Source organism: Streptomyces griseosporeus (genome assembly GCF_014656055.1).
In the GTDB taxonomy this organism is placed as follows: Bacteria; Actinomycetota; Actinomycetes; order Streptomycetales; family Streptomycetaceae; genus Streptomyces; species Streptomyces griseosporeus.
The window spans coordinates 489,887-515,854 of record NZ_BNBR01000006.1 but is presented as its reverse complement, the minus strand read 5'-3'; the positions used below and the strand labels follow the sequence as shown (position 1 = coordinate 515,854).

Annotated in this window: 29 protein-coding genes; 19 read left to right on the top strand and 10 right to left on the bottom strand. The window is 71.8% G+C overall.

Annotated elements, in window-relative coordinates; all coding sequences use genetic code 11:
• The first annotated feature begins 167 nt into the window (after positions 1 to 167).
• Positions 168 to 1,982 (top strand): bifunctional metallophosphatase/5'-nucleotidase, encoded by a 1,815-nt coding sequence (locus IE308_RS28970; protein WP_190220163.1) that lies wholly within the window; start codon positions 168 to 170, stop codon positions 1,980 to 1,982.
• A gap of 495 nt (positions 1,983 to 2,477) precedes the next feature.
• Positions 2,478 to 3,254, top strand: coding sequence for a CpaE/TadZ family protein (locus tag IE308_RS28965; RefSeq protein ID WP_229909216.1), 777 nt, complete (start codon positions 2,478 to 2,480; stop codon positions 3,252 to 3,254).
• A 173-nt stretch (positions 3,255 to 3,427) separates the two neighbouring features.
• Here the strand turns inward: IE308_RS28965 and IE308_RS28960 are convergent, their stop codons facing one another.
• The 7 genes from IE308_RS28960 to IE308_RS28930 all read right to left on the bottom strand — a co-directional run bounded on the left by IE308_RS28960 (position 3,428) and on the right by IE308_RS28930 (position 11,215).
• Positions 3,428 to 5,491, bottom strand: a complete 2,064-nt coding sequence (locus IE308_RS28960; protein WP_190220162.1) for a pectinesterase family protein — start codon at positions 5,489 to 5,491, stop codon at positions 3,428 to 3,430.
• A 127-nt stretch (positions 5,492 to 5,618) separates the two neighbouring features.
• Positions 5,619 to 7,076, bottom strand: coding sequence for a HAMP domain-containing sensor histidine kinase (locus IE308_RS28955; protein WP_110628969.1), 1,458 nt, complete (start codon positions 7,074 to 7,076; stop codon positions 5,619 to 5,621).
• Complete coding sequence (locus tag IE308_RS28950) at positions 7,073 to 7,807, bottom strand: response regulator transcription factor (protein WP_190220161.1); 735 nt, start codon at positions 7,805 to 7,807, stop codon at positions 7,073 to 7,075. The genes IE308_RS28955 and IE308_RS28950 overlap by 4 nt, the downstream gene beginning before the upstream one ends.
• A 144-nt stretch (positions 7,808 to 7,951) precedes the next feature.
• Positions 7,952 to 8,167: a hypothetical protein gene (locus IE308_RS28945; RefSeq protein ID WP_110628967.1), complete on the bottom strand. Its 216-nt coding sequence runs from the start codon at positions 8,165 to 8,167 to the stop codon at positions 7,952 to 7,954.
• 24 nt (positions 8,168 to 8,191) lie between these two features.
• On the bottom strand, positions 8,192 to 9,196 hold the full coding sequence (locus IE308_RS28940) for a S1C family serine protease (protein WP_190220160.1): 1,005 nt from the start codon (positions 9,194 to 9,196) through the stop codon (positions 8,192 to 8,194).
• A gap of 109 nt (positions 9,197 to 9,305) precedes the next feature.
• Positions 9,306 to 10,328 carry a LacI family DNA-binding transcriptional regulator gene (locus IE308_RS28935; RefSeq protein WP_110628966.1) on the bottom strand — a complete coding sequence of 341 codons (1,023 nt, stop codon included), beginning with the start codon at positions 10,326 to 10,328 and terminating at the stop codon, positions 9,306 to 9,308.
• 107 nt (positions 10,329 to 10,435) lie between these two features.
• Positions 10,436 to 11,215: a winged helix-turn-helix transcriptional regulator gene (locus IE308_RS28930; protein WP_110628965.1), complete on the bottom strand. Its 780-nt coding sequence runs from the start codon at positions 11,213 to 11,215 to the stop codon at positions 10,436 to 10,438.
• A gap of 186 nt (positions 11,216 to 11,401) precedes the next feature.
• On the opposite strand from IE308_RS28930, the gene IE308_RS28925 reads away from it, so the two are divergent.
• The 8 genes from IE308_RS28925 (at position 11,402) to IE308_RS28895 (ending at position 16,653) form a co-directional block, all read left to right on the top strand.
• Positions 11,402 to 12,295, top strand: a complete 894-nt coding sequence (locus tag IE308_RS28925; protein ID WP_190220159.1) for an alpha/beta hydrolase — start codon at positions 11,402 to 11,404, stop codon at positions 12,293 to 12,295.
• 58 nt (positions 12,296 to 12,353) lie between these two features.
• Complete coding sequence (locus IE308_RS28920; protein ID WP_110628963.1) at positions 12,354 to 12,608, top strand: MoaD/ThiS family protein; 255 nt, start codon at positions 12,354 to 12,356, stop codon at positions 12,606 to 12,608.
• A gap of 7 nt (positions 12,609 to 12,615) precedes the next feature.
• Positions 12,616 to 13,815 carry a hypothetical protein gene (locus IE308_RS28915; RefSeq protein WP_190220158.1) on the top strand — a complete coding sequence of 400 codons (1,200 nt, stop codon included), beginning with the start codon at positions 12,616 to 12,618 and terminating at the stop codon, positions 13,813 to 13,815.
• A 130-nt stretch (positions 13,816 to 13,945) separates the two neighbouring features.
• On the top strand, positions 13,946 to 14,680 hold the full coding sequence (locus IE308_RS28910) for an LmeA family phospholipid-binding protein (RefSeq protein WP_110628961.1): 735 nt from the start codon (positions 13,946 to 13,948) through the stop codon (positions 14,678 to 14,680).
• 218 nt (positions 14,681 to 14,898) lie between these two features.
• The gene (locus IE308_RS37515; protein WP_350751515.1) at positions 14,899 to 14,979 is read left to right on the top strand and encodes an Ms5788A family Cys-rich leader peptide; all 81 of its coding nucleotides are present in this window, start codon (positions 14,899 to 14,901) and stop codon (positions 14,977 to 14,979) included.
• Positions 14,980 to 15,114: 135 nt separating this feature from the next.
• Positions 15,115 to 15,960 carry a sulfurtransferase gene (locus IE308_RS28905; protein WP_190220157.1) on the top strand — a complete coding sequence of 282 codons (846 nt, stop codon included), beginning with the start codon at positions 15,115 to 15,117 and terminating at the stop codon, positions 15,958 to 15,960.
• Positions 15,961 to 15,995: 35 nt separating this feature from the next.
• Positions 15,996 to 16,283 carry a DUF1416 domain-containing protein gene (locus IE308_RS28900; RefSeq protein WP_110628959.1) on the top strand — a complete coding sequence of 96 codons (288 nt, stop codon included), beginning with the start codon at positions 15,996 to 15,998 and terminating at the stop codon, positions 16,281 to 16,283.
• A 109-nt stretch (positions 16,284 to 16,392) separates the two neighbouring features.
• The gene (locus tag IE308_RS28895; RefSeq protein ID WP_110628958.1) at positions 16,393 to 16,653 is read left to right on the top strand and encodes a DUF3099 domain-containing protein; all 261 of its coding nucleotides are present in this window, start codon (positions 16,393 to 16,395) and stop codon (positions 16,651 to 16,653) included.
• A gap of 15 nt (positions 16,654 to 16,668) precedes the next feature.
• On the opposite strand, the gene IE308_RS28890 is transcribed toward IE308_RS28895, so the two are convergent.
• Positions 16,669 to 17,031 carry a DsrE family protein gene (locus tag IE308_RS28890; protein ID WP_110628957.1) on the bottom strand — a complete coding sequence of 121 codons (363 nt, stop codon included), beginning with the start codon at positions 17,029 to 17,031 and terminating at the stop codon, positions 16,669 to 16,671.
• Positions 17,032 to 17,089: 58 nt separating this feature from the next.
• On the opposite strand from IE308_RS28890, the gene IE308_RS28885 reads away from it, so the two are divergent.
• The 6 genes from IE308_RS28885 to ygfZ all read left to right on the top strand — a co-directional run bounded on the left by IE308_RS28885 (position 17,090) and on the right by ygfZ (position 21,857).
• Positions 17,090 to 17,869, top strand: a complete 780-nt coding sequence (locus tag IE308_RS28885) for a hypothetical protein (protein WP_229909213.1) — start codon at positions 17,090 to 17,092, stop codon at positions 17,867 to 17,869.
• Positions 17,866 to 18,705 carry a hypothetical protein gene (locus IE308_RS28880; protein WP_229909211.1) on the top strand — a complete coding sequence of 280 codons (840 nt, stop codon included), beginning with the start codon at positions 17,866 to 17,868 and terminating at the stop codon, positions 18,703 to 18,705. Before IE308_RS28885 ends, IE308_RS28880 begins: the two co-directional genes overlap by 4 nt.
• Positions 18,702 to 19,574, top strand: coding sequence for a hypothetical protein (locus IE308_RS28875; RefSeq protein ID WP_229909209.1), 873 nt, complete (start codon positions 18,702 to 18,704; stop codon positions 19,572 to 19,574). Before IE308_RS28880 ends, IE308_RS28875 begins: the two co-directional genes overlap by 4 nt.
• A gap of 236 nt (positions 19,575 to 19,810) precedes the next feature.
• Positions 19,811 to 20,386 (top strand): heme-binding beta-barrel domain-containing protein, encoded by a 576-nt coding sequence (locus IE308_RS28870; RefSeq protein ID WP_110628956.1) that lies wholly within the window; start codon positions 19,811 to 19,813, stop codon positions 20,384 to 20,386.
• A 45-nt stretch (positions 20,387 to 20,431) separates the two neighbouring features.
• Positions 20,432 to 20,881 (top strand): Fur family transcriptional regulator, encoded by a 450-nt coding sequence (locus tag IE308_RS28865; RefSeq protein WP_190220156.1) that lies wholly within the window; start codon positions 20,432 to 20,434, stop codon positions 20,879 to 20,881.
• Positions 20,882 to 20,891: 10 nt separating this feature from the next.
• Complete coding sequence (ygfZ, locus tag IE308_RS28860; protein WP_110628954.1) at positions 20,892 to 21,857, top strand: CAF17-like 4Fe-4S cluster assembly/insertion protein YgfZ; 966 nt, start codon at positions 20,892 to 20,894, stop codon at positions 21,855 to 21,857.
• Positions 21,858 to 21,863: 6 nt separating this feature from the next.
• On the opposite strand, the gene dtd is transcribed toward ygfZ, so the two are convergent.
• Positions 21,864 to 22,289 carry a D-aminoacyl-tRNA deacylase gene (gene dtd / locus IE308_RS28855; protein ID WP_190220155.1) on the bottom strand — a complete coding sequence of 142 codons (426 nt, stop codon included), beginning with the start codon at positions 22,287 to 22,289 and terminating at the stop codon, positions 21,864 to 21,866.
• A gap of 157 nt (positions 22,290 to 22,446) precedes the next feature.
• On the opposite strand from dtd, the gene IE308_RS28850 reads away from it, so the two are divergent.
• The 3 genes from IE308_RS28850 to IE308_RS28840 all read left to right on the top strand — a co-directional run bounded on the left by IE308_RS28850 (position 22,447) and on the right by IE308_RS28840 (position 25,617).
• Complete coding sequence (locus IE308_RS28850) at positions 22,447 to 23,055, top strand: RsiG family protein (RefSeq protein WP_110628952.1); 609 nt, start codon at positions 22,447 to 22,449, stop codon at positions 23,053 to 23,055.
• A gap of 49 nt (positions 23,056 to 23,104) precedes the next feature.
• Positions 23,105 to 24,367, top strand: coding sequence for a GNAT family N-acetyltransferase (locus IE308_RS28845; RefSeq protein WP_190220154.1), 1,263 nt, complete (start codon positions 23,105 to 23,107; stop codon positions 24,365 to 24,367).
• Between the two features lie 329 nt (positions 24,368 to 24,696).
• The gene (locus IE308_RS28840) at positions 24,697 to 25,617 is read left to right on the top strand and encodes a winged helix-turn-helix domain-containing protein (RefSeq protein ID WP_190220153.1); all 921 of its coding nucleotides are present in this window, start codon (positions 24,697 to 24,699) and stop codon (positions 25,615 to 25,617) included.
• 30 nt (positions 25,618 to 25,647) lie between these two features.
• Here IE308_RS28840 and IE308_RS28835 read toward each other — a convergent pair whose 3' ends face one another.
• Positions 25,648 to 25,836: a hypothetical protein gene (locus IE308_RS28835; protein ID WP_110628949.1), complete on the bottom strand. Its 189-nt coding sequence runs from the start codon at positions 25,834 to 25,836 to the stop codon at positions 25,648 to 25,650.
• Positions 25,837 to 25,968 lie beyond the last annotated feature (132 nt).

The following is a 25,968-nucleotide window of genomic DNA, read 5'->3' as shown; positions in this document are numbered from 1 at the left end:
GCGCCAAAGTGGCGGTACGGGGGACGGCAAAGGGAAACCAGGATGTAACCACGAACCCCCTGTCGCGCTACGCGCGTTGACCCTAGGCTGCGCCGGACGGGAGCACACCCCGGACCCGCAGGGCACAGAAGGACCCGAAGGGCGCACAACACCCACAGGGGGGCGAATTGCCAGCCACATCACAGCCGTATCCGCCGCGCAGACGCCGTACGTACCGGCTGCTCGCGGCCGCCGCCGGGCTCGCCACCGCCGGTGCGCTGGCCGCGGCGCTGCCGGGCACGGCCGCCGCCGGTGAGAGCCAGGGCGAGCCGGGCGGCCACTGGCCGAGCCGATACCAGGACGTGCAGCTGCTGTCCTTCAACGACCTGCACGGCAACCTCGAACCGCCGTCCGGTTCCTCCGGCCGGGTCACCGAGCTGCAGGCCGACGGCACGACGAAGACGATCGACGCGGGCGGCGTGGAGTACCTGGCCACGCATCTGCGCGAGGCCCGCCAGGGCAAGCGGTACTCCATCACCGCGGCCGGCGGTGACATGGTCGGCGCCTCTCCGCTGATCTCGGGCCTGTTCCACGACGAGCCCACCATCGAGGCGCTGAACAAGCTGGACCTGGACGTCACCTCGGTCGGCAACCACGAGTTCGACGAGGGCGCGGCCGAGCTGGCCCGCCTGCAGAACGGCGGCTGCCACCCGACGGCCGGCTGCCACACGGACCAGGAGTTCGAGGGCGCCGACTTCCCCTATCTCGCGGCCAACGTGCAGAACGAGAAGACGGGCAAGCCGATCCTCAAGCCGTACTGGGTGTGGCGGAAGGACGACGTCAAGATCGGCTTCATCGGCGTCACGCTGGAGGGCACCCCGGGCATCGTCTCCGCGGACGGCGTCAAGGGCCTGGTCTTCAAGGACGAGGTCGAGACCATCAACAAGTACGCCAAGGTGCTCCAGGCGCAGGGCGTGCAGTCGATCGTCGCGCTCATCCACGAGGGCGGCTTCCCGGCGTCCTCCTCGTACAACTACAACTGTGACGCGCCGGGCGCGGGCGACGGCATCTCCGGCCCGATCGTCGACATCGCCAAGAACGTCACGCCCGCCGTGGACGCGCTGGTCACCGGCCACACCCACACGGCGTACGTGTGCACGATCCCCGACCCGGCGGGCAGGCCCCGCATGGTCACCTCGGCCGCGTCCTTCGGCCGGCTCTACACGGACACCACGCTGACGTACGACCGCTGGACGGGCGACATCTCCCGTACGGCGGTGAAGTCGGCGAACCACGTGGTCACGCGGACAGTCCCCAAGGCGGCGGACATGACCGACCTGATCACGAGGTGGAACACTCTCGCCGCCCCGATCGGCAACCGCCCCATCGGCTACATCTCCGCCGACATCCCCAACACGGGCACCGAGTCCCCGATGGGCGACCTCATCGCCGACGCGCAACTGGCGTACGCCAGGACGCTCGACCCGTCGGCCGACCTGGCCCTGATGAACCCGGGCGGCGTGCGTGCGGGCCTCACCTACGCGGCCAAGGGCAGTGAGGGCGACGGCGTGGTGACGTACGCGGAGGGCTTCACGGTCCAGCCGTTCGCCAACACCGTCAACCTGCAGGACTTTACCGGCGCGCAGCTGATCCAGGCCCTCAAGGAGCAGGTCAGCGGCGGCAACACGGCGGCCCCGAAGATCCTGCAGCCGTCGTCGGGTCTGACGTACACCCTGGACCTGACGAAGACCGGCGCCGACCGCGTGGTCACGGACACCATCAGGCTCGACGGCGCTCCGATCGATCCGGCGGCCACCTACCGCGTCGCGACGAACAGCTTCCTCGCGGGCGGCGGCGACGGCTTCACGACGCTGGGCCAGGGCACGAACGACCTCGTCGGCACGGACGACCTGACGGCCCTGGAGCAGTACCTGACGGCCAACTCCTCCCCGACGGCGCCGATCGCACCGCCGGCGACGAACCGGATCACGGTCGTGCAGTAACAGCAGAGCAACGAGGGGCCCGGGCCGGCAACCGCTGTCCCGGGCCCCGCTGCGCACCCAACCTCCACACCGCCCCCGTATCAGCACCCGAATCGCCCCTCCTTCGGCGCCTGGCGCCGGTGATAAGTTCGAGCGCGTGATGGGAACGGGCTCATGACCGGGGGTGCGGAACGGCAGCCGGAGGCGCTGCCTCAGGTGACTGGTTCCGGTGACGCGCCGCCCGTCGCGGCTGTGCCGCCTGTGGCCACCACGCCGCCCGTCGCCGCGGTGCCGCCGGTCCCGATGGCACCCCCCGGCAGCGGTGCGCACAAGCCGGCTTCGGTTCCGGTGCCCGGCTCTCTCGCTCCGGCTCCCCAGTCGCTTCCCACCATCGACCCGCGGCTAGCCGTCGCTCTCGGGCGGCCCCAGCACGGGGACACGTTGCCCCAGCGGGCGGGGCGGTCCCTGCGGCGGCTCGCGGCCGTCGGGGGGCAAGGGGCCGCCGAAGAGGCGCGCTTGGCGCACGAGGTGCGGCAGCCGGTGGGCGTCGGGCGGGTCGTCGCCGTGACCTCCATCCGGGGTGGCGTCGGGAAGTCGACCGTCGCCGCGCTGCTCGGCCGTACCTTCAACCACTACCGGCACGACCCGGTGCTCACCCTGGAGGCGGACGGCGCGCTCGGCACGCTGCCCGTGCGGATGGGGGCCCAGACCGTGCGCTGGAGCTGCGCCGACCTGGCCCGGATCCTCAAGCCGCGGATGCAGCTCACCGACATCATCGGCTACCTGGTGCCCGTCACCGACGGCGGCTGGCTGCTGCCCGCCGGGCAGGGGCGGGTCGGGGCGCCGCTGGACGTGCGGACGTACCGGACCGTGACGCTGAACCTCCAGCGGCACTTCGCCGTCACTGTCGTGGACTGCGAGACGCTGCCGGGCGAGGTGGCTCGGACGGCCATGGACACCGCCCACGCGCGGGTGGTCGTGGCGCCCATGACCGCCGAAGGCATTCACGGCACGCGGCAAGTGCTGGACTGGCTCGGCCAGTTGCCGCACTCGGCGCTCGCCACCACCGTCGTCGCGCTGATCGCCGGCTCCCCGGACGCCACGCTCGACGCGAAGACCGCCGCCGCGCACCTGCGCGAGCCGGGCGTGCCGGTCGTACCGATCCCGTACGACCGGCATCTCGCCCAGGGCGGGCCCATCCACACCGAGATGCTCGGGCAGAACACCCGGGACGCGGCGGTGCGGCTGGCCGCCGAGTCCCTGCAGCGGGCGGTCCACGCGAGCACCCGGTAGGCCCTACGGCCCTAGGGGGTGTCTCGCCGCTCATGCCGGGCTCCCGGCGCCTGGTGCCGCGCCTCGCCGCGTTGTCGTCGGTTGTCGATGCTCCGCATCGACGCCCTCCTCCGCCTTGCGATGCACGGCACCAGCCGCCGCTCGCTGATCCGGCCTGATCGACGAGACACCCCCTACGACGCGCTCGGCGTCCAGCCCGCCAGCCAGTCCGCGACCTCCTGGTCGGCGGCCTGCGCGTCGGTCAGCTGCGGACGGTCGCCGCTCGCCGACCCCGAGCCCGCGCCCGTGTTCCTGTACTCGGCGAAGCGGTCGTCCTTCCAGGAGAAGCCGCTCATGTCCGTCCACGGCGCCGTCCTGATCGCCGCGCTCAGACTGGTGTTGCGGACCGTGGTCTGCGGGTCGAGGGTCGCGTCGCCGCCCGCGTGCCACGGGCGGCCGAGGTAGAAGCTGCGGTCGGAGACGTCCCCGGTGACGGTGGAGTTGGCGATGAGGATGCCGCGGCGGCCCGCCGCCGTCGACGGGGCCGTGACATAGCCGGCGGAGGTGCCGTTCCAGCGCTTCTTCAGCGTGATCACCGAGCGGTCGATGACGGCCGTCGCCCGGCCGAAGATGAAGTCGACGTTGCCGATCACATAGGAGTTGGTCATGTAGACGCGGCCCAGCTTGTCCTTCGAGGCGGTGTCCAGCAGGAGCGTGTCCTGGTCGCCTTCCACGATCACCGAGTCCAGGAACACCTTGTCGGCCGCGGTGCGCAGCGCCACCGCCTGCTGGGCGATGTCCTGGTGGGCGGCCTCGTCGAAGTCGTTGCCGATGGTGAGGTTGCGGGCCTGGAAGTCGTCGGCCTCGACGGCGACGGTCGCGCTGCCGCCGGTGCCGTACGTGCCGGAGCCGTCGGGCTTCCGGGTGCCGGAGGCGTTGTTGTAGACGATCACCGTGTCCTTGCGGCCGGCGCCGGTGCCCTGGATGGTGACGTGCGGCTTGTTGGCGGGCACCTTGACCGTCTCGCGGTACGTGCCCGGCTTCACGGCGATGACGACGCGGGCGGCGTTGTTCGCGGGGACCGCGTTCACGGCCGCCTGGACGGTCTTGTACTGGCCGGTGCCGTCCTTGGCGACGGTGAGGGTCGTCGCCGCTGCCGTCAGCGGGGTGGCAGTCACACCGATCGAACTGCGGGGCCCGGCCCCCGACTTGACCAGCGAGGGCACGTTCGCCGCCGGGTCCGCCGTGTACGGGTAGTACATCCTCGGGTCCCACGCCGTGCCGCTGCCGCCGCTCTCGTTGCGGCCGCTCGTGCCGGAGAAGACGTTGCCGCGCTGGCGCAGGGTGGCCGTCGTGTCGCGGATGACGGGGTTGTTCATGCCCTGGAACCAGCTGTTCTCCAGCAGCATGCTGGTGGCGCCGCGGGCGTAGTTGCCGTAGGAGGAGGTGATCGTCGTCCCCGGCTCGTCCTCCAGGTAGTTGTTGTAGAGGTGGGCGTGGGCGACGTTGTCCGTGGACGGGTTGCGCTGCTCGGTCTCGCGGATCCAGTTGTGGTGGATCGTGATGTCGGCGGTGGTGTTCTCCGTCCAGCCGATGCCGAACGCCTTGTTGTCCTGGCTGAGCTTGTTCCAGGAGACGGTGAGGTACGTGGTGTCCTTGCGGCTGTCGATGAGGCCGTCGGCCATGTGCCGCAGGTCGTTGTGGTCGATCCACACGTGGTGGGCGCCGTCCATCTGGACGGCGTCGTAGTCGTGCTCCTTGTCGTTCCACACGCCCTGGTACGCGTCCCGGATGGTCAGGTTCCGCAGGATGACGTTGTGGACGCCCTGGCCGAGGAAGAAACCGCCGCCGACGATGTGGCCGGAGGTGCCGGAGCCGACGATGGTCTTGTCCGACCGGACCTTGATCTCCTTGCCGACGGGGCTCATGGTGATCGTCCCGGCGACGACGATGACGTACGGCTCGCTCGCCGTCGCGTACTTCTCCAGGTCGGCCTGCGTCCTGACGGTGACCGTCTGTCCGTCCCGGCCGCCGTACGTGCCGTTCTGGCCGAGCGCGTTGACGGAGGCGAAGCCGTCGGCGGCGGCCGTCGCCCAGGCGGGCGCGGTCGCGGCGGACGCCTGCTGCTGACCGCCGTAGAACGTGCCGTACCCGAGCACGCCGGCCGCGACGACGGCCAGCGGGATGCCGGTGGCGAGCGCGGTACGGCTTCTGCGGTGCCGGGCGCGTGCGGGGACGCGGGCGCGGGGGGTGGTCATACGTGGCTCCCTCTCGGGTAGGTGCCGTGCGGGTCGAGAGGGAGTCGCCGCGGGTGGGGCGCGGGGTTGCCGCCGGGCCGGAAGAAGGCGGACCGGAAGAAGCCGGACCGGAAGAAACCGGGTTCTCCTACGCCGGCTGCTCCGGCGGCGGAGTCGGCGCCCCCGGCAGCCGTACCGTCGCCACCGTCCCGCCGCCGTCCGCCGGGGCGAGGGCCACCGTGCCGCCCGACTGCCGGACCGTGCGGGCGACGATGGACAGGCCCAGGCCGGAGCCGGGCAGGGCCCGGGCGCTGGGGGAGCGCCAGAAGCGGTCGAAGACGTGCGGGAGTTCGTCGGCGGGGATGCCGGGGCCGTGGTCGCGGACCGTGAGGACACCGCCGGTGAGCTGCACGTCGATCGTGGCGTCCCGGGGGCTGAACTTGACCGCGTTGTCGAGGATGTTGACCACCGCCCGCTCCAGCGCCGCCGGTTCTGCGCGCACGTACCACGGTTCCAGGGACGCCGTGATGGTCAGCTCGGGGCCGCGCAGGCGGGCGCGGCGCAGGGCCGACTCCACCGTGTCCTCCAGCGAGACCACCTGGACGCGTTCGCCGCGCTGGCCCTCCGAACGGGAGAGTTCCTGGAGGTCGCCGATGAGCGCGGCAAGTTCCGTCATCTGGGCCTTCACCGAGGCCAGGAGCGCCTTGCGGTCGGCCGGGGGGATCGGGCGGCCCGTCTCCTCGCTGCGGGAGAGGAGCTCGATGTTGGTGCGCAGGGACGTCAGGGGCGTCCGCAGTTCGTGGCCCGCGTCGGCGATCAGCTGCTGCTGCAGGTCGCGGCTGCTGGCCAGGGCCGACGTCATGGAGTTGAAGGAGCGGGACAGCCGGGCCACCTCGTCCTCGCTGTCGTCGTCCACGGGGATGCGGATGGACAGGTCCTCGGTGCGCGCCACGTGTTCCACGGCCTCCGTCAGCTTGTCGACGGGGCGCAGGCCCGCGCGGGCCACGGCGAGGCCGGCGGCGCCCGCGCCGAGCACCCCTATGCCGGAGACGAGGAGCAGCAGCAGCGCCAGTTCGTTGAGCGTGGCCTCGGTGCTGCGCAGCGGTACGGCGATGAGCAGCGCGGCGTTCTGCGCGGAGTACCGCTCCGACTGCGCGTCGACGACCAGCGCCGTCGTCAGCACCCGCACCGGGTTGCCGTCGGTGTCGGTGCCGTTGCGGATGCTCGGCTCGCGCGGGTCGGGATGCTCGGCCACGGCCCGGTCGGCGGCGGTCACCTTCACCGTGCCGTTGGCGCCGGGGAAGACACAGACGGTGCCGTCGGCCTTCACGATCTGCGAGTAGCCGCGCACCCGGGGGCCGAACGGCAGCGAGTTCGACGGCGACGCGGAGCAGCTGCCGATCGCCTCCAGGAACAGCGTCTGCTGCACCGGGCGGTTGGCCGCCGAGCGCAGGTCGCTGTCCAGTTCGTCGTACAGCTTGCCCTTGACGATGAACCAGCACGTCACCGACACCGCCGCGACCGCGAACGCCACCGCCGCCGCCACCAGCAGCGCCAGCCGGGAGCGGATCGGCAGCGCGCGGAACTGCCGGACGACCGTGTTCACTCCGCGCCGCCCTGCCGCAGGACGTATCCGACGCCCCGCACGGTGTGCACCAGGCGCGGCTCGCCGCCCGCCTCGGTCTTGCGGCGCAGGTACATGACGTACACGTCCAGGGAGTTGGAGCTGGGCTCGAAGTCGAAGCCCCACACCGCCTTCAGGATCTGCTCGCGGGTGAGGACCTGGCGCGGGTGCGCCATGAACATCTCCAGCAGGGTGAACTCGGTCCGGGTCAGCTCCACCGTCCGCCCGCCCCGGGTGACCTCGCGGGTCGCGAGGTTCATCCGCAGGTCGGCGAAGGCGAGCACGTCGTCGTCCTCGGCCGCGGCGGCCACCGCGGCGGCATAGGAGCTGCGGCGCAGCAGGGCGCGGATCCGGGCGAACAGCTCGTCCAGCTCGAACGGCTTGACCAGGTAGTCGTCGGCGCCCGCGTCCAGGCCGGTGACCCGGTCGCCGACGGTGTCGCGGGCGGTCAGCATCAGGATGGGGGTGGTGTCTCCGGCGCCGCGGATGCGGCGGGCGGCGGTCAGGCCGTCCATGCGGGGCATCTGGATGTCGAGGACGATCAGGTCGGGCCGGCAGGCCGACGCCTTCTCCAGCGCGTCGGCGCCGTCGACGGCGACCTCGGTGCCGTATCCCTCGAAGGCGAGGCTGCGCTGGAGGGCCTCGCGCACCGCGGGCTCGTCGTCGACGATCAGGATGCGCTGGGTGTCACGGTCGCCTTCGGCGGGGCTCATCGGTGGCGGTGTCCTCGGGTGCGGTGGGTGGTCGTGCGACCGCGGGGCCCTTCCATGCGGCCGGTCTCAGCGTCGCATGCCGGGCAGGCGTACGGCCATGGACGCGGCGGCCCTCGCCGCCGGGGGTACGGCCCCAGCGCCGCGTCAGCCGTGGACCGCCGTCAGCCGTCCCAGCGGCACCTTGCGGCGGTGCGGGTGACCGGCACGCAGGCCGGTCGGCAGGGGTGCGGCGATCTCGGCGGGGCGGACCGGAGGCAGCGCCGGGGCCTTCGGGGCGTGCAGCTCGTACGCCACCTGCAGAGCCAGGGTCAGCGCGGCCGGGCCGGTGCCGGGGACGGTGTGGGCGACCTGCTGGATCATGGGACTCTCCTCGGTTCCGAGAGGTCAGTTCTGCGCGCCTGAGCGAAGATTCGCCAGGTCGGCCTTGACCGTGTTGACCGGGATGGCGAAGCCCAGGCCCACGCTGCCGGCGTCCGCGGAGGACGAGCCGGAGCCGGAGGCGGAGTACATCGCGGAGTTGATGCCGATGATGTTGCCGTTCATGTCGATCAGCGCGCCGCCGGAGTTGCCCGGGTTGAGCGAGGCGTCGGTCTGGATCGCCTTGTACGTCGTCGTGGACGAGCCGGTGTCGCCGTTGAACTGCCGGCCGCCGAACTCGAACGGCCAGCCGCCGTCGCCGCCGCCCTGCTGCCCCTGGCCCTCGTCCGTGGAGACGGTCACGTCACGGTCGAGCGCGGAGACGATGCCGCTGGTCACGGTGCCGGTCAGGCCCTCGGGCGAGCCGATCGCCACGACCGTGTCGCCGACCTGGACGTTCGAGGAGTCGCCCAGGCTCGCCGCCTTCAGTCCGGAGGCGCCCTCCAGCTTGACCAGGGCGAGGTCCTTCTTGCTGTCGGTGCCGACGACCTTCGCGGTGTACTCCTTGCCGTCGCTGGTCGACACCTTGATCTCGGTGGCGCCGGCGACGACGTGGTTGTTGGTGAGGATCTCGCCGTCGGAGGTGATGATCACGCCGGAGCCGGTGGAGGAGCCGTTCGCCAGGCTCGCCTTGATCTCGACGATGCTCGGGCTGACGGCCGCGGCGATCGCCGCGATGTCGCCCTTCTTGGCGGCCGGTACGACGCTGGTCGCGGTGGCGCTCGCGGCGGTGTCGTGCGCGCCGGTGAGCTCCTGGATGCCGTAGGCCGTGCCGCCGCCGATCGCCGCGGCCACGATCGCCACGGCGGCGAGCAGGGCGAGGGGGCCACGGGTGCGCTTCTTGTGCGCCGGGGCCGGAACCGTGCCCGTGCCCGGAACCGGAGCCGCGCTCGGCGCCGGGGCGTACGCCGGCGGGGGCGGCCACTCGGGGTTCACCGGGGTCTGCTGCTGGAAGCTCTCGCTCTCGGTCATGTTCATGAGCTTCGCCGCCGACCATGAGAGCTTCCTGAGACCCGCCTGAGAAGCCCGACAGAACCTCGTATGCCCGAAATAAGGGCGCGTCCGTCAGCGTCTCAGAGCGTCACGCACACCCGCACGACCGCCGCAGCACCAGCCGCGACGGGAACACCTTCAGCCGCTCCCGGCGCGAGCCCGCCACCCGCAGCCCGTCGTCGAGGACGAGGTCGACCGCGGAGCGGGCCATCGCCGAGCGGTCCGAGGCGACCGTCGTCAGCGGCGGGTCCGCCAGCGCCGCCTCCTTGATGTCGTCGAAGCCCGCCACCGCCAGCTGCCCGGGCACGTCGATCCGCAGCTCGCGCGCCGCCCGCAGCAGGCCGATCGCCTGGTCGTCGGTGGAGCAGAAGATCGCCGGGGGACGGTCGGGCCCGGAGAGGATGTCCAGGGCGACCTTGTAGGCGTCGTAGCGGTTGTACGGGGCCTCGAAGAGCCGGCCCTCGGTGGATATCCCGGCCTCGTCCATCGCGCGCCGCCAGCCCTCGACGTGGTCGGAGACCGGGTCGCCGACCGCGGGGGTGTCAGCGGTGCCGCCCATACAGGCCACGTACTCGTAGCCGTGTTCCAGCAGGTGGCTCACGGCGAGCCGGGCGCCGCCGAGGTCGTCGGTGACGACGGCGACGTCGTCGATGGCCTCGGGCCGCTCGTGCATCAGCACCACGCGGGCGTCCCAGGCCTCGATCTCGGCGGCGGCCAGGTCGTTCAGCGCGTGGGAGACGAGGATCAGGCCGGAGACCCGCATGCCGAGGAAGGCGCGCAGGTAGTGCACCTCGCGCTCGGCGACGTAGTCGGTGTTGCCGACCAGCACCATCTTCCCGCGCTCGGCGGCGGCCCACTCCACGGCGTGTGCCATCTCGCCGAAGAAGGGCTGGCGGGCGTCGGGGATGATCAGGCCTATGAGGTCGGTGCGCCGCGACGCCATCGCCTGGGCGACCCGGTCGGGCCGGTACCCCAGCTCCTTGATCGCGGCGAGGACACGCTCGCGCGTGGCCGGGGCGACCGGCCGGGGTCCGTTGTTGATGACGTAGCTGACCACGGCGGTGGAAGTCCCCGCCAGTCGCGCCACGTCATCCCGAGTCACCTTGGCCACGCGCGGAGTCTACGCGGAGAGACCCGCTCTGGGCAGGGCGTATCAGAGCGTGGATGCGGCGGGGATGTGCGTCCGCAACCGTTCGCGAGGCCCGGCTCCGGCGGCCGTCAGGCGTCCGCGGTGACCTCGGAGGCGCTCACGGACGGCGTAGTGTCCGCATCCTCCTTCTTTGCCCGGTCCGCCTTGGCCTTGGTGTCGTCGCCGCTCCGGTCGCCCTTTTCAGGCGTAACGAATCGATAACCGACGTTCCGGACGGTGCCGATCAGCGACTCGTGCTCGGGGCCGAGCTTGGCCCGCAGCCGCCGTACGTGCACGTCGACCGTCCGGGTGCCGCCGAAGTAGTCGTAGCCCCAGACCTCCTGGAGGAGCTGGGCGCGGGTGAAGACGCGGCCCGGGTGCTGGGCGAGGTATTTGAGGAGCTCGAACTCCTTGAAGGTGAGGTCGAGGACCCGGCCCTTCAGCTTGGCCGAGTAGGTCGCCTCGTCCACCGACAGGTCGCCGTTGCGGATCTCCATCGGGGAGTCGTCGTTGACGATCTGCTGCCGGCCCATCGCCAGCCGCAGCCGCGCCTCCACCTCGGCGGGACCCGCGGTGTCGAGCAGGACGTCGTCGATGCCCCAGTCGGCGGTGACGGCGGCGAGGCCGCCCTCGGTGACCACCAGGACGAGCGGACAGCCGGGGCCCGTGGAGCGCAGCAGCTGGCACAGGCTGCGCACCTGCGGGAGGTCGCGCCGGCCGTCGACCAGGATCACGTCGGCACCGGGGGTGTCGACCAGGGCGGGGCCCTCCGCCGGGGCGACCCGCACGTTGTGCAGGAGCAGGCCGAGCGCGGGCAGCACCTCCGTCGACGGCTGGAGGGCGTTGGTCAGGAGCAGCAGAGAACTCATACGTCTGGTTCCTCCTCGGTCCCTGCGAGGACGTTTTCGGCCACAGCACTGCTCTGCGTTCCCGAAAGGCCCCATACACGAGCGAGCGTCGCAGGAGGTGTCCCGCTTCGTATACAACGCTTCCGAAAGCACAAAAGGACCCGGGGGCTACGTTGCCCGGATCCTCTGCCCAGCAGAATAGCCCACATGAGCTCTGGTCCGGCAGGAGATGTGGCACGTTCCACCGATCGTCCGAAGGGTGAGACGGGCCGTGGGGTGCCGGCGCGGACGTTTCTGCGGACCGCCGACGGGGTGCGGATCGAAGCCGTGTACGACCCGGGAGCGACCGTGGACGACGCCTCCGCGTCACCTTCCGGTGCCCCGGTGTTCGTGATCGCCCACGGGTTCACCGGTGACGCCGACCGGCCGCACGTCCGGCGGGTCGCGGCGGCGTTCGCACGGTACGGCGCCGTGGTGACCTTCTCCTTCCGCGGTCATGGGGCGTCCGGCGGGCGCTCCACGGTGGGCGACCGCGAGGTGCTGGACCTGCTGGCCGCGGTGGAGTGGGCGCGCGGTCTCGGCCACGCGCGCGTGGTCACCGTCGGCTTCTCCATGGGCGGCTCGGTGGTCCTGCGGCACGCGGCGCTGTACGGCCGTTCCGGCGACGGTGAGCGGCTGTACGGCCGTTCGGGTGCACGGGAGCACGGGGGGCGCACGGACGCGGTCGTGTCGGTCAGCGCGCCCGCCCGGTGGTACTACCGCGGTACGGCGCCCATGCGGCGGCTGCACTGGCTGGTGACCCGGCCGGCGGGCCGGCTCGTCGGCCGCTACGGCTTCCGCACCCGGATCCACCACCGCGAGTGGGACCCGGTGCCGCTCTCCCCCGTCGAGGCGGTCCCGCGCATCGCGCCCACACCCCTCCTGATCGTCCACGGCGACCGCGACGGCTACTTCCCCCTCGACCACCCGCGCATGCTCGCCGACGCCGCCGGTGACCACGGGGAACTGTGGCTGGAGCGGGGCATGGGCCACGCCGAGAACGCCGCCGCCGACGAGTTGCTGGAGCGGATCGCGCGCTGGGCCGTCGCGCAGGGGAGCTAGCCTTTCGGTGTTCACAGCCGACCGACCGGCTCACCGCCGAACCGACCAGAGGGACGAGATGGCAAAGGTCACGGTGCGCTACTGGGCCGCCGCCAAGGCCGCGGCCGGGGTCGCCGAGGAGCCGTACGACGCGGACACCCTCGCCGACGCGCTGTCCGCCGTACGCGCGAAGCACCCCGGCGAACTCACGCGGGTGCTGCAGCGCTGTTCGTTCCTCATCGACGGCGACCCCGTGGGGACGCGCGGGCACGAGACGGTACGGCTGACCGAGGGCGGCACGGTCGAGGTGCTCCCGCCGTTCGCAGGAGGGTGAGCCGGCGATGACCGAGCAGCCGTATCAGCAGCCCCATCCGTATCAGCCCCACCCGTACCAGCAGCCGCAGCAGCCGCAGCAGCAGGAACCGCAGGGGTATGCGCAGTCCTCTCCGCAGCAGTACGCGGGGCAGGACGCGTACGGGCAGCAGCAGGGGTGGGCGGCGCACCAGCCGTACCAGCAGCCCTACGACGACCCTCAGCAGAACACCCAGCAGTGGCAGGGGCAGACCTGGGAGACCCAGATGCAGGCGCCGGTCGCGGCGGCCGGCGTGACCGAGACGGCGTACCTGCCGCCGCACGAGTACGCCGCCCCCCAGCCGGACCCCTACGCGTACCAGGCACCACAGCCGCAGCCGCAGCCGCAGCCGCACCCCGAGGCGTCGGCCCCCGCCGGCGGCGAGGAGGAGGAGCCCTCCTACGGCCCCGCCACCCTCGCCGGCAACGCCCGCATCACCGACGCCCAGCGCGCCCGGCTCGAAGGACGGTCGCCGGTCATAGAGCCCGGCATGCAGCCGGCCGCGCTCACCGCGCTGCTCGGGCTGCTGCTGTCGGGTACGGCGGCCCTCGGGACGTACGCGCTGCTCGTCCCCCTCGTCGTCCTCCAGGGCGTCACCGCGGCCGGCTGGTTCCGGCTGAACGGCATGTGGCCGGCCCGGCAGGGCATCGCGCTGGCCTTCCTCGGCGCGCTGGCCGCCGACGCGGCCGTCCTCACGGCCGGGCGGGAGCACGGGCCGGCGGCGATCCTCGGCACGCTCGGCGTGTGGGTGCTGCTCTGCCTCGTCCTCCAGCTGCGCTCGCACGCCGACCCGGACGAGCGGATGTACGGCCTGATGGCGACGGTCGTCTCGGCCGCCCTGTCGGTCGTCGCGGCCGGGTACCTCGCGGCCGGCCCGGACGCGGTGACGGTCGGCGCGGCGGCCGTCGCGGTGGCGCTGGTGGCGCGGGCACTGCCGCTGCCGACGCCCGCCTCCGTGGTCGTGTCGCTGCTGGCCGCGGCCGGCGCGGGCGTGGCGGTCGGCGGCATGGCCGGCCTCGGCGCGAAGGGCGCCCTGCTCGGTGCCGCGGCGGCGGCCTGCGCCCTGATCGGCCACCGCGTCGCGAGCTACGACTACCCGTCCCGCTTCGTCCACTTCACGGCGGGCGTGGCCCTGCCCCTGACGGCCGCGGCACCCGTCGTCTACGTGCTCGGCCGCACCCTGGGCTGACCCGCGGCGGACACGTACCGCCGGCCCGCCGTGTCACAGATGATCGACAGTGACCGGGGGGCCGGCCGGTCCGCGTGCGGGGCGGGGCTACGGTGGTCGGACGTGACCGTCCAGTAGGGGGACCTTGGCCATGCGCGCACTGCGAATACTGCTCGTCGTCGTAGCGATCCTCGGCGTGCTGTTCGTGATCGCGGACCGGGTCGCCGTGCACTTCGCCGAGAACGAGGCCGCGGACCAGGTGCGCAGCAGCGAGGGCCTGGCCGCCACGCCCGACGTGTCGATCCACGGGTTCCCCTTCCTCACCCAGGTCGCGAGCGGCGAGCTGGACGACGTCGAGGTCGGCATCAAGGACTACCAGGCGCCCACCGGCGACGACGGGCGCACGATCCGCATCGACGACATAGAGGCCCACATGAAGGGCGTCACGTTCTCCGGGGACTACAGCTCCGCCACCGCGAAGACCGCCACGGGCACCGCGACCATCGGCTACGACGAGCTGCTGAAGGCCGCCAAGTCCGAGCCCACCCGGGTCACCCGGGGCGTCACCGCCAGGGTGATCGGCCTCTCCGACGGCGGCAACGGCAAGATCCGGATCCAGGTCGACGCGACGGTCCTCGGCATCCATCTGCCGCGCCCGGTGTCGGTGCTCAGCTCGGTCACCGTCCAGGGCGACACGGTGCGGGTGCACGCGGACTCGCTGCCCGACCTCGGCATCGAACTCGCCGAGAACACCGTCCGTTCCGTCACCGACTTCCAGCAGACGATCGAGCAGCTGCCGGGCAACGTCCGGCTGGACTCGGTGCGGGCCGCGCGGGACGGCCTGGAGATCAGCGTGCGGGGTTCGGACGTACGGCTCGCCGGGTAGGGACGACCCCGGAGCGGACACGCGGGGCCCGCGGCGGGCCGGTTGTCCGACTGGCGAGACGGGGCCGTCCGCAGCGTAGATAGGGCGGCGCGGCCGCTCACCCGCGGGGGGTGCGCAGGCGGCACGCCATCGCCTCTGATCTCGCAGTGCGGACGATCGCGTCTCACCATCCGACACGCCGGTGACACGCCCGCCCGGACGTCCCTACGATCGACGGCATGAAGCGACAGGCGGATCTCACGAAGCGGCGGGCAGTGGACCTGTGCCGCGTTGCCGCCATGCTCTGTCGCCCCTTCTGACCGGAAGGCGGCCGCAAGGCATCCCTTCCGCATCCCCCCGCCCTGCACCAGGGCCTCCGTGCGCCGCTCACCGCTGGGCGCGCACCCCCTCTCACCTGCACACCCCCGCCGCGACTGCCCCGGAGGAGAACGAGCATGAGCCGCAGCGACGTCCTGGTCGACGCCGACTGGCTTCAGGAGCACCTGGACGACCCGTCGATCGCCATCGTCGAGGTCGACGAGGACACCACCGCCTACGAGAAGAACCACATCAAGAACGCGATCCGGATCGACTGGACCAAGGACCTCCAGGACCCGGTCCGCCGTGACTTCGTCGACCAGGAGGGCTTCGAGAAGCTCCTGTCGGAGAAGGGCATCGCCAACGACCACACCGTGGTCCTCTACGGCGGCAACAACAACTGGTTCGCGTCGTACGCCTACTGGTACTTCAAGCTCTACGGCCACGAGAACGTCAAGCTGCTCGACGGCGGCCGCAAGAAGTGGGAGCTGGACGCCCGCGAGCTGGTCGCCGGCGACGAGGTGCCCGAGCGCCCGAAGACCGAGTACAAGGCCAAGCCGCAGGACACCTCGATCCGCGCCTTCCGCGACGACGTCGTCAAGGCGATCGGCTCGCAGAACCTCGTCGACGTCCGTTCCCCCGACGAGTTCTCCGGCAAGCTGCTCGCCCCGGCCCACCTGCCGCAGGAGCAGTCGCAGCGCCCCGGCCACGTGCCGACCGCGCGCAACATCCCGTGGTCGAAGAACGCCAACGACGACGGCACCTTCAAGTCGGACGAGGAGCTGAAGGCCCTCTACGCCGAGGAGCAGGTGGACCTCGCCAAGGACACGATCGCCTACTGCCGCATCGGTGAGCGCTCGGCCCTGACCTGGTTCGTGCTGCACGAGCTGCTCGGCGTGGAGAACGTCAAGAACTACGACGGCTCCTGGACCGAGTACGGCTCCCTCGTCGGCGTGCCGATCGAGCTCGGCGCCAACAAGTAAGACCTCCCCGACCTTTACCCCTCAAGGAGTTCAACATGTGCGGAGCGAAGGCCGGCGGCCCCGACGCCTCGACGATCAAGCCCGGTGAGACCACCATCCAGGGCCAGGTGACCCGCGACGGCGAGCCGGTGCAGGGCTATGTGCGCCTGCTCGACTCGACCGGTGAGTTCACCGCGGAGGTCCCCACCTCCGCCACCGGACAGTTCCGCTTCTACGCGGCCGAGGGCACCTGGACCGTCCGCGCCCTCGTCCCCGGCGGTACCGCCGACCGCACGGTCGTCGCCCAGCAGGGCGGTCTGGCAGAGGTCGCGATCGCGGTCTGAGAGGCGTGAGCCTCCCGGATCAGGGCCGGTGACGGGCCCACGACGGCTGGAGGGCCGCACCCCACGGGTTGGACGCCTGGGGTGCGGCCCTTCGCCGTACGCTGGAGGCATGTACGCACGGCGACGTCACGTGTACTTCGCCATGATGGGCAGCTGTCTGGCGCTGTTCGTCCTGGCGTGGGGGGTCGTGCGCCTGTGGTCCCTGCCCGCCGCCGTCGCCATGTGCGTCGTCGCCATGGTCATCCCCCCGCTCGCCGCGATCGTCGCCAACCGGCGGGGCCCGGAGGACCGCTGGTGGGACGATCCGTCCGGCGACCCGAAGTCGGACGAGTGGTGGGACGAGCTGGACGGCAAGAAGCACCCGCGGTAGTCGGGAGCCGGGCCGTCAGTAGACGAGCGCCTGCGTGTCGTCGGCCAGGGCCTCCTGGACGAAGACCTGCGCCCCGGCGATCCGCACGCCCTCGATCACGTCCTTCTCGGTGATCTCCCGGCGGGCCGCGCACTGCGTGCACAGGGTGATACGGCCGCCCGCGAGCAGCGAGTCGATCAGGTCCGGCAGCGGGGCGGCGTGCGGCAGCTCGAACTCGGCCGCGCGGCCCGGCAGCGCGAACCAGGACGACTCCCCGGTCAGCCACAGCGACACCTCGACGCCGCTGGCCACGGCCACCGCCGCCACGGTGAACGCCTGCGAGCAGCGTTCGGGGGCATCGGCCCCCGCGGTCACCTTGATCACGAGCTTCTTCGCCATGTTCGAATCGTAATCAACTTCCCTACAACTCCCGGCCTCCCCGGCGGGTCTCGCCGTCGTGGAAGAAGTCGTTGAAGAACGCGAAGAGCGGGAAGGGCAGCCGGAGCCGATACCCGAGCCCACCCTGCGTCCTGCCCGTCGCCGTGGCCGCACGGCCCTGCTGATTCGCACCGCCGCGGTCCTCGGCCTGGTGGCCGGCACCTGCACGGGCTACCTGATCCAGGCCGACCGCACGCCGACGAAGCTGCCGCCGCTGTCCCAGCCGGTGCTGAACCAGTCCACGGGCAAGGGACCCGAGCCCCTGTCCGCCGCGCAGGACCGCAAGGTCAGGACGGACGGCGACCTGCGCAAGCTGCTGCTGAGGAAGCCGGCGGGGGCCAAGGACGCCGACTGGGAGCCGGGCGACGACGGCTGGATGGACCTCGCGGAGTACGCGGAGGTGTACGAGAAGCCCGCCGACGCGTTCGGCGACCTCGTCGCGGGCGAGTACCGCAGGGCCGCCGTCACAGCCTGGGACACCGGCGACCAGACGGTGGAGATCCGGCTGGTCCAGTTCCGGCAGGAGGAGGAGTACAAGGCAGCCGAGGAAACCGACGACAGCCGGTACTGGGCGGACAGCCAGGAGGACACCGACAGCTGGCCGCTCCCCGGCACTGCCAAGGGCACGGTGCTCGTCCACAACCGGCCCGAGAGCGAACCGGGCTACGAGCCCTACTACGAGGCCCGGGCGATCGCGCATCGCGGGGACATCGTCCTGTCGATCTTCGTGACGAGTCTCAAGCCGATCAGCAAGAAGACGATCATGGACCTGGCGGTGCGGCAGATGGAGCGGCTGTGAGCGAGACGGAGAGGGAGCCGACGACGGCCCCGGAGCAGCCGGCCGTGCCCGAGCCCGGGACCGGCCCGGCCCCCGAGGCCGGTGCGGACAAGCCCCGTCGGCGCGGACGGATCGCCAAGGCGGCCGGGGCGGTGCTGCTGGCCGGGGCCGTCGTCGCCGGTGTCGGGTTCACCGTCGTGACCGTGCGGGACGCCGACCGCGACGCGGGCGCCCCGCGCTGGCAGTTCCCCAAGAGCAAGGCCACCGAGCAGAAGGCACCGGCCGCGCAGGGCCTCGCCGGGATGCTCGTGCCGTACGGCACCGACGGCTGGCTCCGCGGGCCCGACCTCGGCGAGTTCGGCGCGGACGCCCAGCTCAGCGGCGCCCAGGCCACCGCCCTGCGCAAGCAGTCCCTGAAGGACCTGCCGCGGACCCTGCGCAAGCGGCTGGAGAAGGAGATCGACCGGCAGCGCATCACCGGCATGGCGATGCGCAGCTACGTCAGCGGCGAGGCGAGCCTCTACAACGAGGACGGCGTCTTCACCATGCGCCTCGTGCTCGCCCGGATGGACAGCAAGACGGCCGTACGGAACACGGCGAGGTCCCAGAGCGCGTTCCTCGACGCGCTGGAGATCTTCCGCGCCGGGCCGAAGATCGAGGGCCACAAGAACGCCAGCTGCTTCCTGCCGCCCAAGGACGACGACAGCGAGCTCGACACGATGGTGTGCACGGCGTACGTCGGCGACGTCCTGGTCACCGCGACCGCGGACGGGCCGAAGCCGCTCGACACGAAGGGAGCCGCCGAACTGCTCCGCCGGCAGCTCGACCGCATCCAGGACACGGGGGAGGCCGTATGAGCGAGCAGCAGCAGACGACGCCGGCGACGTCGCCGACGACCCTGGAGGAACCGCCGCCCCCGCCGGCCGCGGACGTCGGGGCCGAGCCGCAGCCGGCGGCGCCGAAGAAGGACCGCCGGGTCCTGCGGGCCGTCCTGCGCTGGACCGCCGCCGTCGTCGTCTTCGCGGCCGTCGGGGCCGGGACGGCGTACGGCATCACGCGGATGGAGCGCACGGACGTACCCGGTCTCGCGACCGAGCCGGACGGGCGCTGGGAGTACCCGACGCTGGTCAAGCCGCCGCTGCCCGCCGGCAGCCCCGGGCCCTTCGCCGAGGAGAACAAGGCCGGCGCCCACTACGCCGACCTGCGCGCCCTGCTGCTGCCCGCCCCGAAGGGGGCCGTGGAGGACAAGGCGCTGCGCGGCACGGACGGCTGGCTGCCGACGAAGACCTTCCTCGCCGAGTACAAGGACGGCTGGGACCAGGAGGACTTCGGGCAGAAGCTGCTCGACGCGGGCCTGCGGCACATCGCGGCACGCGGCTGGACCACCGAGGACGGCACCCGGACCCGGATCTACCTCCTCCAGTTCAACACCGCGGCCGTGGTGGAGAGCGGCTTCGGCGACGTGTTCTCGTACAGCAGCCCGGCGTACGCGGTGCGCGAGGCCGACGTCGCCGTGTTCGACGAGGACTACCCCGAGGCCGCGCAGGTGTCGGGCGTCCAGCGGTCCGTGTTCGTCGAGGCGAAGCCGTACGGCCCGGTGCAGGCCCGTGAGGCCTACGTCGGCGCCGGTGACGTGATGGCCGTGATCCTCCAGTCCCGCAAGGGCACCGCCCCCGCCGTGCCCTTCCAGCAGACGGTCACCCTGCAGAGCCAGCTGCTGGGCTGAGCGGGGGCCGTTCCCCGAGGGCGTACCTCACAAGGAGGGCCGGGTCCCGGACGCGTAAGCTGGGGCCCGGTTCTGTGTACGTACCGCACCTGTCGCTCACCGCAAGGAGCACCCCGTGGAGATCTTCTTCGAAACCCTGCTGGTCCTGGTCTGCGTCGGCGTCCTCGCCTTCGCCGGACTGACCGTGAAGAAGCTGTACCAGGGCCAGCGCTGACCCCTCTCCAGGAACCTCACTCATGATCGAGATCCCGTCCGACCTCCACAAGGACCTCGTCCCCCTCGCCTTCCTGCTCGGCAACTGGGCGGGCGCGGGTGTGCACGACTTCCCCGGCTCCGAGAAGTGCAACTTCGGGCAGGAGGTCTCCTTCACGCACGACGGCCGGGACTTCCTCGAGTACCAGTCGCACAGCTGGGTGCTCGACAAGGACGGCAACAAGGTCCGCCCGCTGGAGTCCGAACACGGCTACTGGCGCATCGACGCCGCCCGCAAGCTAGAGGTCGTCATGGTCCGCCAGGACGGCGTGGTCGAGGTGTGGTACGGCGAGCTGGCCCACCAGAAGCCGCAGATCGACCTGGCCACGGACGCCGTGGCCCGCACCGCCGCCTCGGCGCCCTACAGCGGCGGCAAGCGGCTGTACGGCTACGTCAAGGGCGACCTGATGTGGGTCGGCGAGAAGCAGACCCCCGAGACCAGCCTGCGGCCGTACATGTCGGCCCAGCTGAAGAAGGTCGTCACCCCCGAGGACGTCGAGCGCTGGGCGAAGGCCCTGCCGGACGACCTCCCGGACGACGGCATCGCCTTCTTCAAGTAGGCGGAGCCGAGGAGACGCGCCGCCTGTGGTCCTAGACTCGTGGGTGTGGTGAGCACCGACTGGAAGACGGACCTGCGGCAGCGCGGCTACCGGCTGACCCCGCAGCGGCAGCTTGTGCTCGAAGCCGTGGACACCCTTGAGCACGCGACCCCCGACGACATCCTCAGCGAGGTGAGGAAGACGGCGTCGGGGGTCAACATCTCCACCGTCTACCGGACGCTGGAGCTGCTGGAGGAGCTGGGGCTGGTCTCCCACGCCCACCTGGGGCACGGCGCGCCGACCTACCACCTCGCCGACCGGCACCACCACATCCACCTGGTGTGCCGGGACTGCACCAACGTGATCGAGGCCGATGTGTCGGTGGCCGCCGAGTTCACCGCCAAGCTGCGCGAGCAGTTCGGCTTCGACACCGACATGAAGCACTTCGCGATCTTCGGCCGGTGCAAGGACTGCCAGGCCGGACAGCAGCTCAAGGATTCAAGTAACGGGTCGTAGGCTTGTGGCCATGAAGAGCCCCCTGCTGTCCCTGCCCGGCGCCGTCCCCGCCGAAGGCGCGGACGAAGGCGTCGCCGCCCACTACGGCGACCTGTTCCGCGAACAGCGCGCCCTGGCCGACGGCACCGGTTTCGTCGACCTCTCCCACCGCGGGGTGGTCACCGTCACCGGTGACGACCGGCTCGGCTGGCTGCACCTGCTGCTCACCCAGCACGTCAGCGAGCTGCCCGCGGGCGAGGCCACCGAGGCGCTGATCCTGTCCGCGCACGGCCACATCGAGCACGCCCTGTACCTCGTGGACGACGGCGAGACCGTCTGGGCCCATGTCGAGCCCGGCACCCAGGACGCCCTGATCGCGTACCTGGAGTCGATGAAGTTCTTCTACCGCGTCGAGGTCGCCGACCGCACCGCCGAGTACGCGGTCGTCCACCTGCCCGCCGGGTCCATCGCCGAGGTCCCCGAGGGCGTCGTCGTCCGCGAGACGCCGTACGGCCGTGATCTCTTCCTGCCCCGCGCCGACCTGGAGTCGTACGCCGGGAAGGCCGGGCCGCCCGCCGGGATCCTCGCCCACGAGGCGCTGCGCGTCGAGCGGCACCGGCCCCGCCTCGGCTTCGAGACCGACCACCGGACCATCCCGCACGAGCTGGGCTGGATCGGCAGCGCGGTCCATCTGCAGAAGGGCTGCTACCGCGGCCAGGAGACCGTCGCCCGCGTGCAGAACCTGGGCAAGCCCCCGCGCCGCCTGGTCTTCCTGCACCTCGACGGCAGCGAGGTCCACCTGCCGGGGGCCGGCACCGAGCTGCGCCTCGCCGACGAGGGGCCCGACGGCCGCAAGATCGGCTTCGTGACGACGTCCGTACGCCACCACGAGCTGGGCCCGGTCGCCCTCGCCCTGGTCAAGCGGAACGTGCCCGTCGACGCCCCGCTGGTCGCCGGTACGACCGCCGCGGCCCAGGAAGTCGTCGTCGAGCCGTAAGCGGCCTCAGATCTCCAGCAGGACGGTGAACGGGCCGTCGTTCGTCAGCGACACCCGCATCTGCGCGCCGAACCGGCCCGTCTCCACCGTCGCGCCCAGCGCGCGCAGCCGCGCGACCACCTCGTCGACCAGCGGCTCCGCCACCTCGCCCGGGGCGGCGGCGTTCCAGGTGGGGCGGCGGCCCTTGCGGGCGTCGCCGTACAGCGTGAACTGGCTGATGACGAGGAGCGGCGCGTCGATGTCGCTGCACGACTTCTCGTCCGCCAGCATCCGGACCGACCACAGCTTGCGGGCGAGCTGCGCCGCCTTCTCCGGGGTGTCCTCGTGGGTCACCCCCACGAGGACGCACAGCCCCTCGCCCTTGATCTCCCCGACGGTCTCCCCGTCCACGACGACGCTCGCGCCGTCCACCCTCTGCACCACTGCACGCATAGGACCATCATGCAGGGCGCCGGGGGCGGCCCGTTGACGCGCCTCTTTTCGAAGACCAACCCCCCAACTAGGGCCGTTCGGGGGCACTCGGTCACATAGCGGCCACTTGGGGTGGCACGATTGCTGCCCTAACCGGTCGAGGGGACGGTAGAGGCACATGAGCACACCGAGTACCGGGCACCGGGCTGACCTCCGGCCGCCCGCGCAGCGCACCGACAGTCCGCGGATGCCGGCCGAGCCGGCCGAGCCCGATCTGGCCGCGCTGAGCCTGCCCGAGCTGCGCACCGTGCGCCGGGACGCGCAGCGGGACGAGGCCGACCTGAGCTATGTGCGCCGGCTGCTGCAGGGACGTATCGACATCCTGCGGGCGGAGCTGGCGCGGCGCGGGCCGACGTCCGTGGTCGCGGTCGGGGAGGCGGCCGTGGTGACGGTGGCGCCGGGCAACTCCGTCGTCGAGCGGCTGCCGGAGATCCTCGCCGACCCCCCGGCCCGGTACCGCTCCTCCGCCCGGCACGTCACCCTGGCCACGCCGCACAGCGAGGAGTACCGGCGGCTGGCCGCGGAGATGCTCGCCGACGTCGAGCTGTCCGACCTGGGCGCGCGGACCGACGGGGAGCTGCACGAGGCGATGGGGCGGCTCGTGCGCTACGAGCAGCAGGTGTCCCGGCGGCGCCAGCGGCTGCAGCGCACGGCCGACGACTGCAGCGCGGAGATCGCGCGGCGGTACCGGGAGGGGGAGGCGCAGGTCGACGATCTGCTGGTGTGAGGCGAAAAGCGGGCGACAGTCAGGGGGCGCGGCACCTACCGTGCCCTGTATGAGTGACCCCGACGCCCCCGGTATCGACGTCCGTCCCATCGAAGAGGCCGAGTTCGCCGAGTGGCTGCGGGCTCTGAACGCCGGGTTCCTGCGGGAGCCGGTGGTCTCCGCGGAGGTGGTGGAGGCCCGGCGGCCGCAGTTCGTGCCGGGGCGGCTGCTGGGAGCCTTCGACAACGGGCGCTGTGTGGCGACGTACCGGTCGTTCGCGCAGGAGGTGACCGCCGTCGGGGGTACGGCCGTCGCCGCGGACGCCGTCTCCAACGTCACCGTCACCGCGACCCACCGCCGGCGCGGCGTGCTGAGCCGCATGATGGGCGCCGACCTCGCCACGGCGAAGGAGCGCGGGGACGTCGTCTCGACCCTGATCGCCGCCGAGTACGGCATCTACGGCCGGTTCGGCTTCGGGCCGGCGACCACCATGACCGAGTGGGTGATCGACGTGCCGCGCGCCGGGTTCGGCCCGAACCGGCCCGCGGTTCCCGACGACGGCGGCCGGATCGACCTCGTGGACCCCGAGGACGTCCGCAAGCTCGGCCCCGACCTCCACGACCGGGTGCGCCGCGCCCAGCCCGGCGCGGTCAGCCGCGGGGAGCTGTGGTGGCAGGTGAACACCGGTGCCGTGCCCTTCTTCTCGAAGTGGACCGAGCCGTTCTACGCCGTGTACCGCTCGGCGGCCGGCGAGGTCGAGGGCATGGTGTCGTACGAGTGCGACGACAAGTGGGGCGACGCCAAGCAGCCGCTGAACACGGCCGAGGTGAACTGGCTGATCGCGGCGACGCCGGGGGCCGAGCGCGCCCTGTGGCACTACCTGTGCTCGATCGACTGGGTCCAGACGGTCAAGAGCGGCTGGCGCTCCCCGGACGACGTCCTGCCGCTGCTGCTGCCCGACCCGCGGGCGGCGCGGATCACGACGCAGGCGGACTGGCTGTGGGTACGGCTGCTGGACGTCGTACGCGCGTTGGAGGCGCGCACCTACGCCACCGCCGGTGAGCTGGTGCTGGAGGTCGTGGACGCGGCGGGCTTCGCCGGTGGGCGCTACCTGCTGGACGCGACCCCGGACGGGGCGTCCTGCACGTCCACCACGCGCACCGCCGACCTCACGCTGGAGATCGGGGAGCTGGCCCGGCTGTGGCTCGGCGACGAGTCGGCTCAGCGGCTGGTGACGCTGGGCCGGGTGCGGGAAGAACGAGCGGGCGCCGCCCGGGTGGCCGACGCCCTGCTGCGTACGTCCAGGCGCCCGTGGTGCCCGGACATGTTCTGACGGTTCTCCTCTCGCCGGTGGCGGGTGCGGTGTTCATCCGTAGCTGCGTCTTCAGTTGTGACTGTGCCGCTGTGTTCGGTTGTGGCTGTGCTGATCGCGTCTTGAGTTGTGGCTGTGCTGATCCGTCTTGAGTTGTGGCTGTGCTGTGCGGGCCGTGCTGACTGGCCGGACTCCCGGCTCCCCTCCGGAAGGGAGCCCGGCCAACCCTCCACCGGCTCGACCATGTTGTGTGAAGTTGGCGACCAACTTCACTGTACTTATCTCCGCTTGGAAGCGGCTCATAACCACCTTTCTCTGAACTGCCGTAAGATGGCGGGAAGTTGTAGTGTTTGGTCGTGGACCCGGAACACGCCTCCGTCAATGGACGGAACAGGCCCCAGAGGTCACGCCCGTCACCGCCGACCCATCACGAGGTCGCGGCGGAGCTGCGCGCCCGGATCGTCTCGGGAGTGCTGCGGCCGGGGCAGCGCATGCCCACGCAGGCCAGGCTGGCGGACGAGTTCGGCGTGGAGCGGGGTGTCGTACGCCAGGCGCTGCGCATCCTTCAGTCGGAGCACCTGCTGACCAACGTTTCCAAGGGCGCTCCGGCGACCGTCGCCCCGGAGGCGGGCTCCGGCCGGGTTCCGGCCGGCCCCTACGCCCCGCCCCAGCCCACGATGGTGGCCCTGGCCCCGCGGATCGCCGAGGCCTTCGCGGCGCCGCACGTGGAGATCGACGCCGTGTGCCTGACCGCGGTCTCCCTCACGCTCGCGATCGGCGAGCCGCTGCGCCGGATCCACGCGGGGGAGCTGAAACCGGCCAAGGTCGACGTCCGGGTGCTGCTGCCGTCGCGGGAGATCGACCTGGCCTTCCCGGCCCCGGTCGCACCGACCTCCGACGGCCGGCTGCACGACCGCTGGCTCGCCCAGCGCAACGCCCAGGGCCAGGTGCTGCGGCACAACCTGCTGGCGCTGCGGGCCACGCACGGGATCGACGTCCGGGTGACCTTCCGCGCGGTGCCGTTCACCCCGCCGGTGAAGCTGTACCTGCTCAACGGCAGGGAGGCGCTGTTCGCGTACTACACGCTGTCGCAGCGGCAGACGGAGATCGGCGACGAGAAGCTCCAGACGTACGACGCCGTGGGCACCCGGTCCATGCTCTTCGCCTTCGAGCAGGGCCCGAGCCCACGGGACACCACGTTCGTGGAGCAGTCGCAGCTGTGGTTCGACGGGCTGTGGCAGACGATCAGCTCGGACCTGCAGCTGTCGTAGCGCTGCCGTGCCCGGCGCCGTGTCCGGTGCCTAGAGCGCGGGGCCGGTGACCAGCAGGGCGAGCACGACGGCTCCCAGGGAGCTGACGGCCGGGCTCTTGGCCTTGAGGCCGATGGTGAGGAGCAGCAGTCCGATGATGCCCATGGGGCCGTACTTCCACTGGACGAGCTGCTCGAAGGTGACGACGAGAACGGCGGAGAGGAGGGCGAGCGCGGGCATGAGGTTCCCCCTTCAGGTTGGGCGGTGGTGGTCCTCCTTCTGGCTGCCAACTCGGCGAAGTTGGCAGCCAAGTCGTGCTATCTCTGACTAGGTTGTCCCCACTTGGTCGGTCCCCTCAAACAAGTTTCAAAC

Coding starts and splice junctions, on each gene's coding strand:
- IE308_RS28925 (WP_190220159.1), top strand. CDS start 11,402: ATGAGCTCTGGTCCGGCAGGAGATGTGGCACGTTCCACCGATCGTCCG.
- IE308_RS28960 (WP_190220162.1), bottom strand. CDS start 5,491: ATGACCACCCCCCGCGCCCGCGTCCCCGCACGCGCCCGGCACCGCAGA.
- IE308_RS28845 (WP_190220154.1), top strand. CDS start 23,105: ATGAGTGACCCCGACGCCCCCGGTATCGACGTCCGTCCCATCGAAGAG.
- IE308_RS37515 (WP_350751515.1), top strand. CDS start 14,899: ATGAAGCGACAGGCGGATCTCACGAAGCGGCGGGCAGTGGACCTGTGC.
- ygfZ (WP_110628954.1), top strand. CDS start 20,892: ATGAAGAGCCCCCTGCTGTCCCTGCCCGGCGCCGTCCCCGCCGAAGGC.
- IE308_RS28900 (WP_110628959.1), top strand. CDS start 15,996: ATGTGCGGAGCGAAGGCCGGCGGCCCCGACGCCTCGACGATCAAGCCC.
- IE308_RS28915 (WP_190220158.1), top strand. CDS start 12,616: ATGACCGAGCAGCCGTATCAGCAGCCCCATCCGTATCAGCCCCACCCG.
- dtd (WP_190220155.1), bottom strand. CDS start 22,289: ATGCGTGCAGTGGTGCAGAGGGTGGACGGCGCGAGCGTCGTCGTGGAC.
- IE308_RS28890 (WP_110628957.1), bottom strand. CDS start 17,031: ATGGCGAAGAAGCTCGTGATCAAGGTGACCGCGGGGGCCGATGCCCCC.
- IE308_RS28910 (WP_110628961.1), top strand. CDS start 13,946: ATGCGCGCACTGCGAATACTGCTCGTCGTCGTAGCGATCCTCGGCGTG.
- IE308_RS28835 (WP_110628949.1), bottom strand. CDS start 25,836: ATGCCCGCGCTCGCCCTCCTCTCCGCCGTTCTCGTCGTCACCTTCGAG.
- IE308_RS28870 (WP_110628956.1), top strand. CDS start 19,811: ATGATCGAGATCCCGTCCGACCTCCACAAGGACCTCGTCCCCCTCGCC.
- IE308_RS28930 (WP_110628965.1), bottom strand. CDS start 11,215: ATGAGTTCTCTGCTGCTCCTGACCAACGCCCTCCAGCCGTCGACGGAG.
- IE308_RS28895 (WP_110628958.1), top strand. CDS start 16,393: ATGTACGCACGGCGACGTCACGTGTACTTCGCCATGATGGGCAGCTGT.
- IE308_RS28920 (WP_110628963.1), top strand. CDS start 12,354: ATGGCAAAGGTCACGGTGCGCTACTGGGCCGCCGCCAAGGCCGCGGCC.
- IE308_RS28875 (WP_229909209.1), top strand. CDS start 18,702: ATGAGCGAGCAGCAGCAGACGACGCCGGCGACGTCGCCGACGACCCTG.
- IE308_RS28905 (WP_190220157.1), top strand. CDS start 15,115: ATGAGCCGCAGCGACGTCCTGGTCGACGCCGACTGGCTTCAGGAGCAC.
- IE308_RS28945 (WP_110628967.1), bottom strand. CDS start 8,167: ATGATCCAGCAGGTCGCCCACACCGTCCCCGGCACCGGCCCGGCCGCG.
- IE308_RS28940 (WP_190220160.1), bottom strand. CDS start 9,196: ATGACCGAGAGCGAGAGCTTCCAGCAGCAGACCCCGGTGAACCCCGAG.
- IE308_RS28850 (WP_110628952.1), top strand. CDS start 22,447: ATGAGCACACCGAGTACCGGGCACCGGGCTGACCTCCGGCCGCCCGCG.
- IE308_RS28950 (WP_190220161.1), bottom strand. CDS start 7,807: ATGAGCCCCGCCGAAGGCGACCGTGACACCCAGCGCATCCTGATCGTC.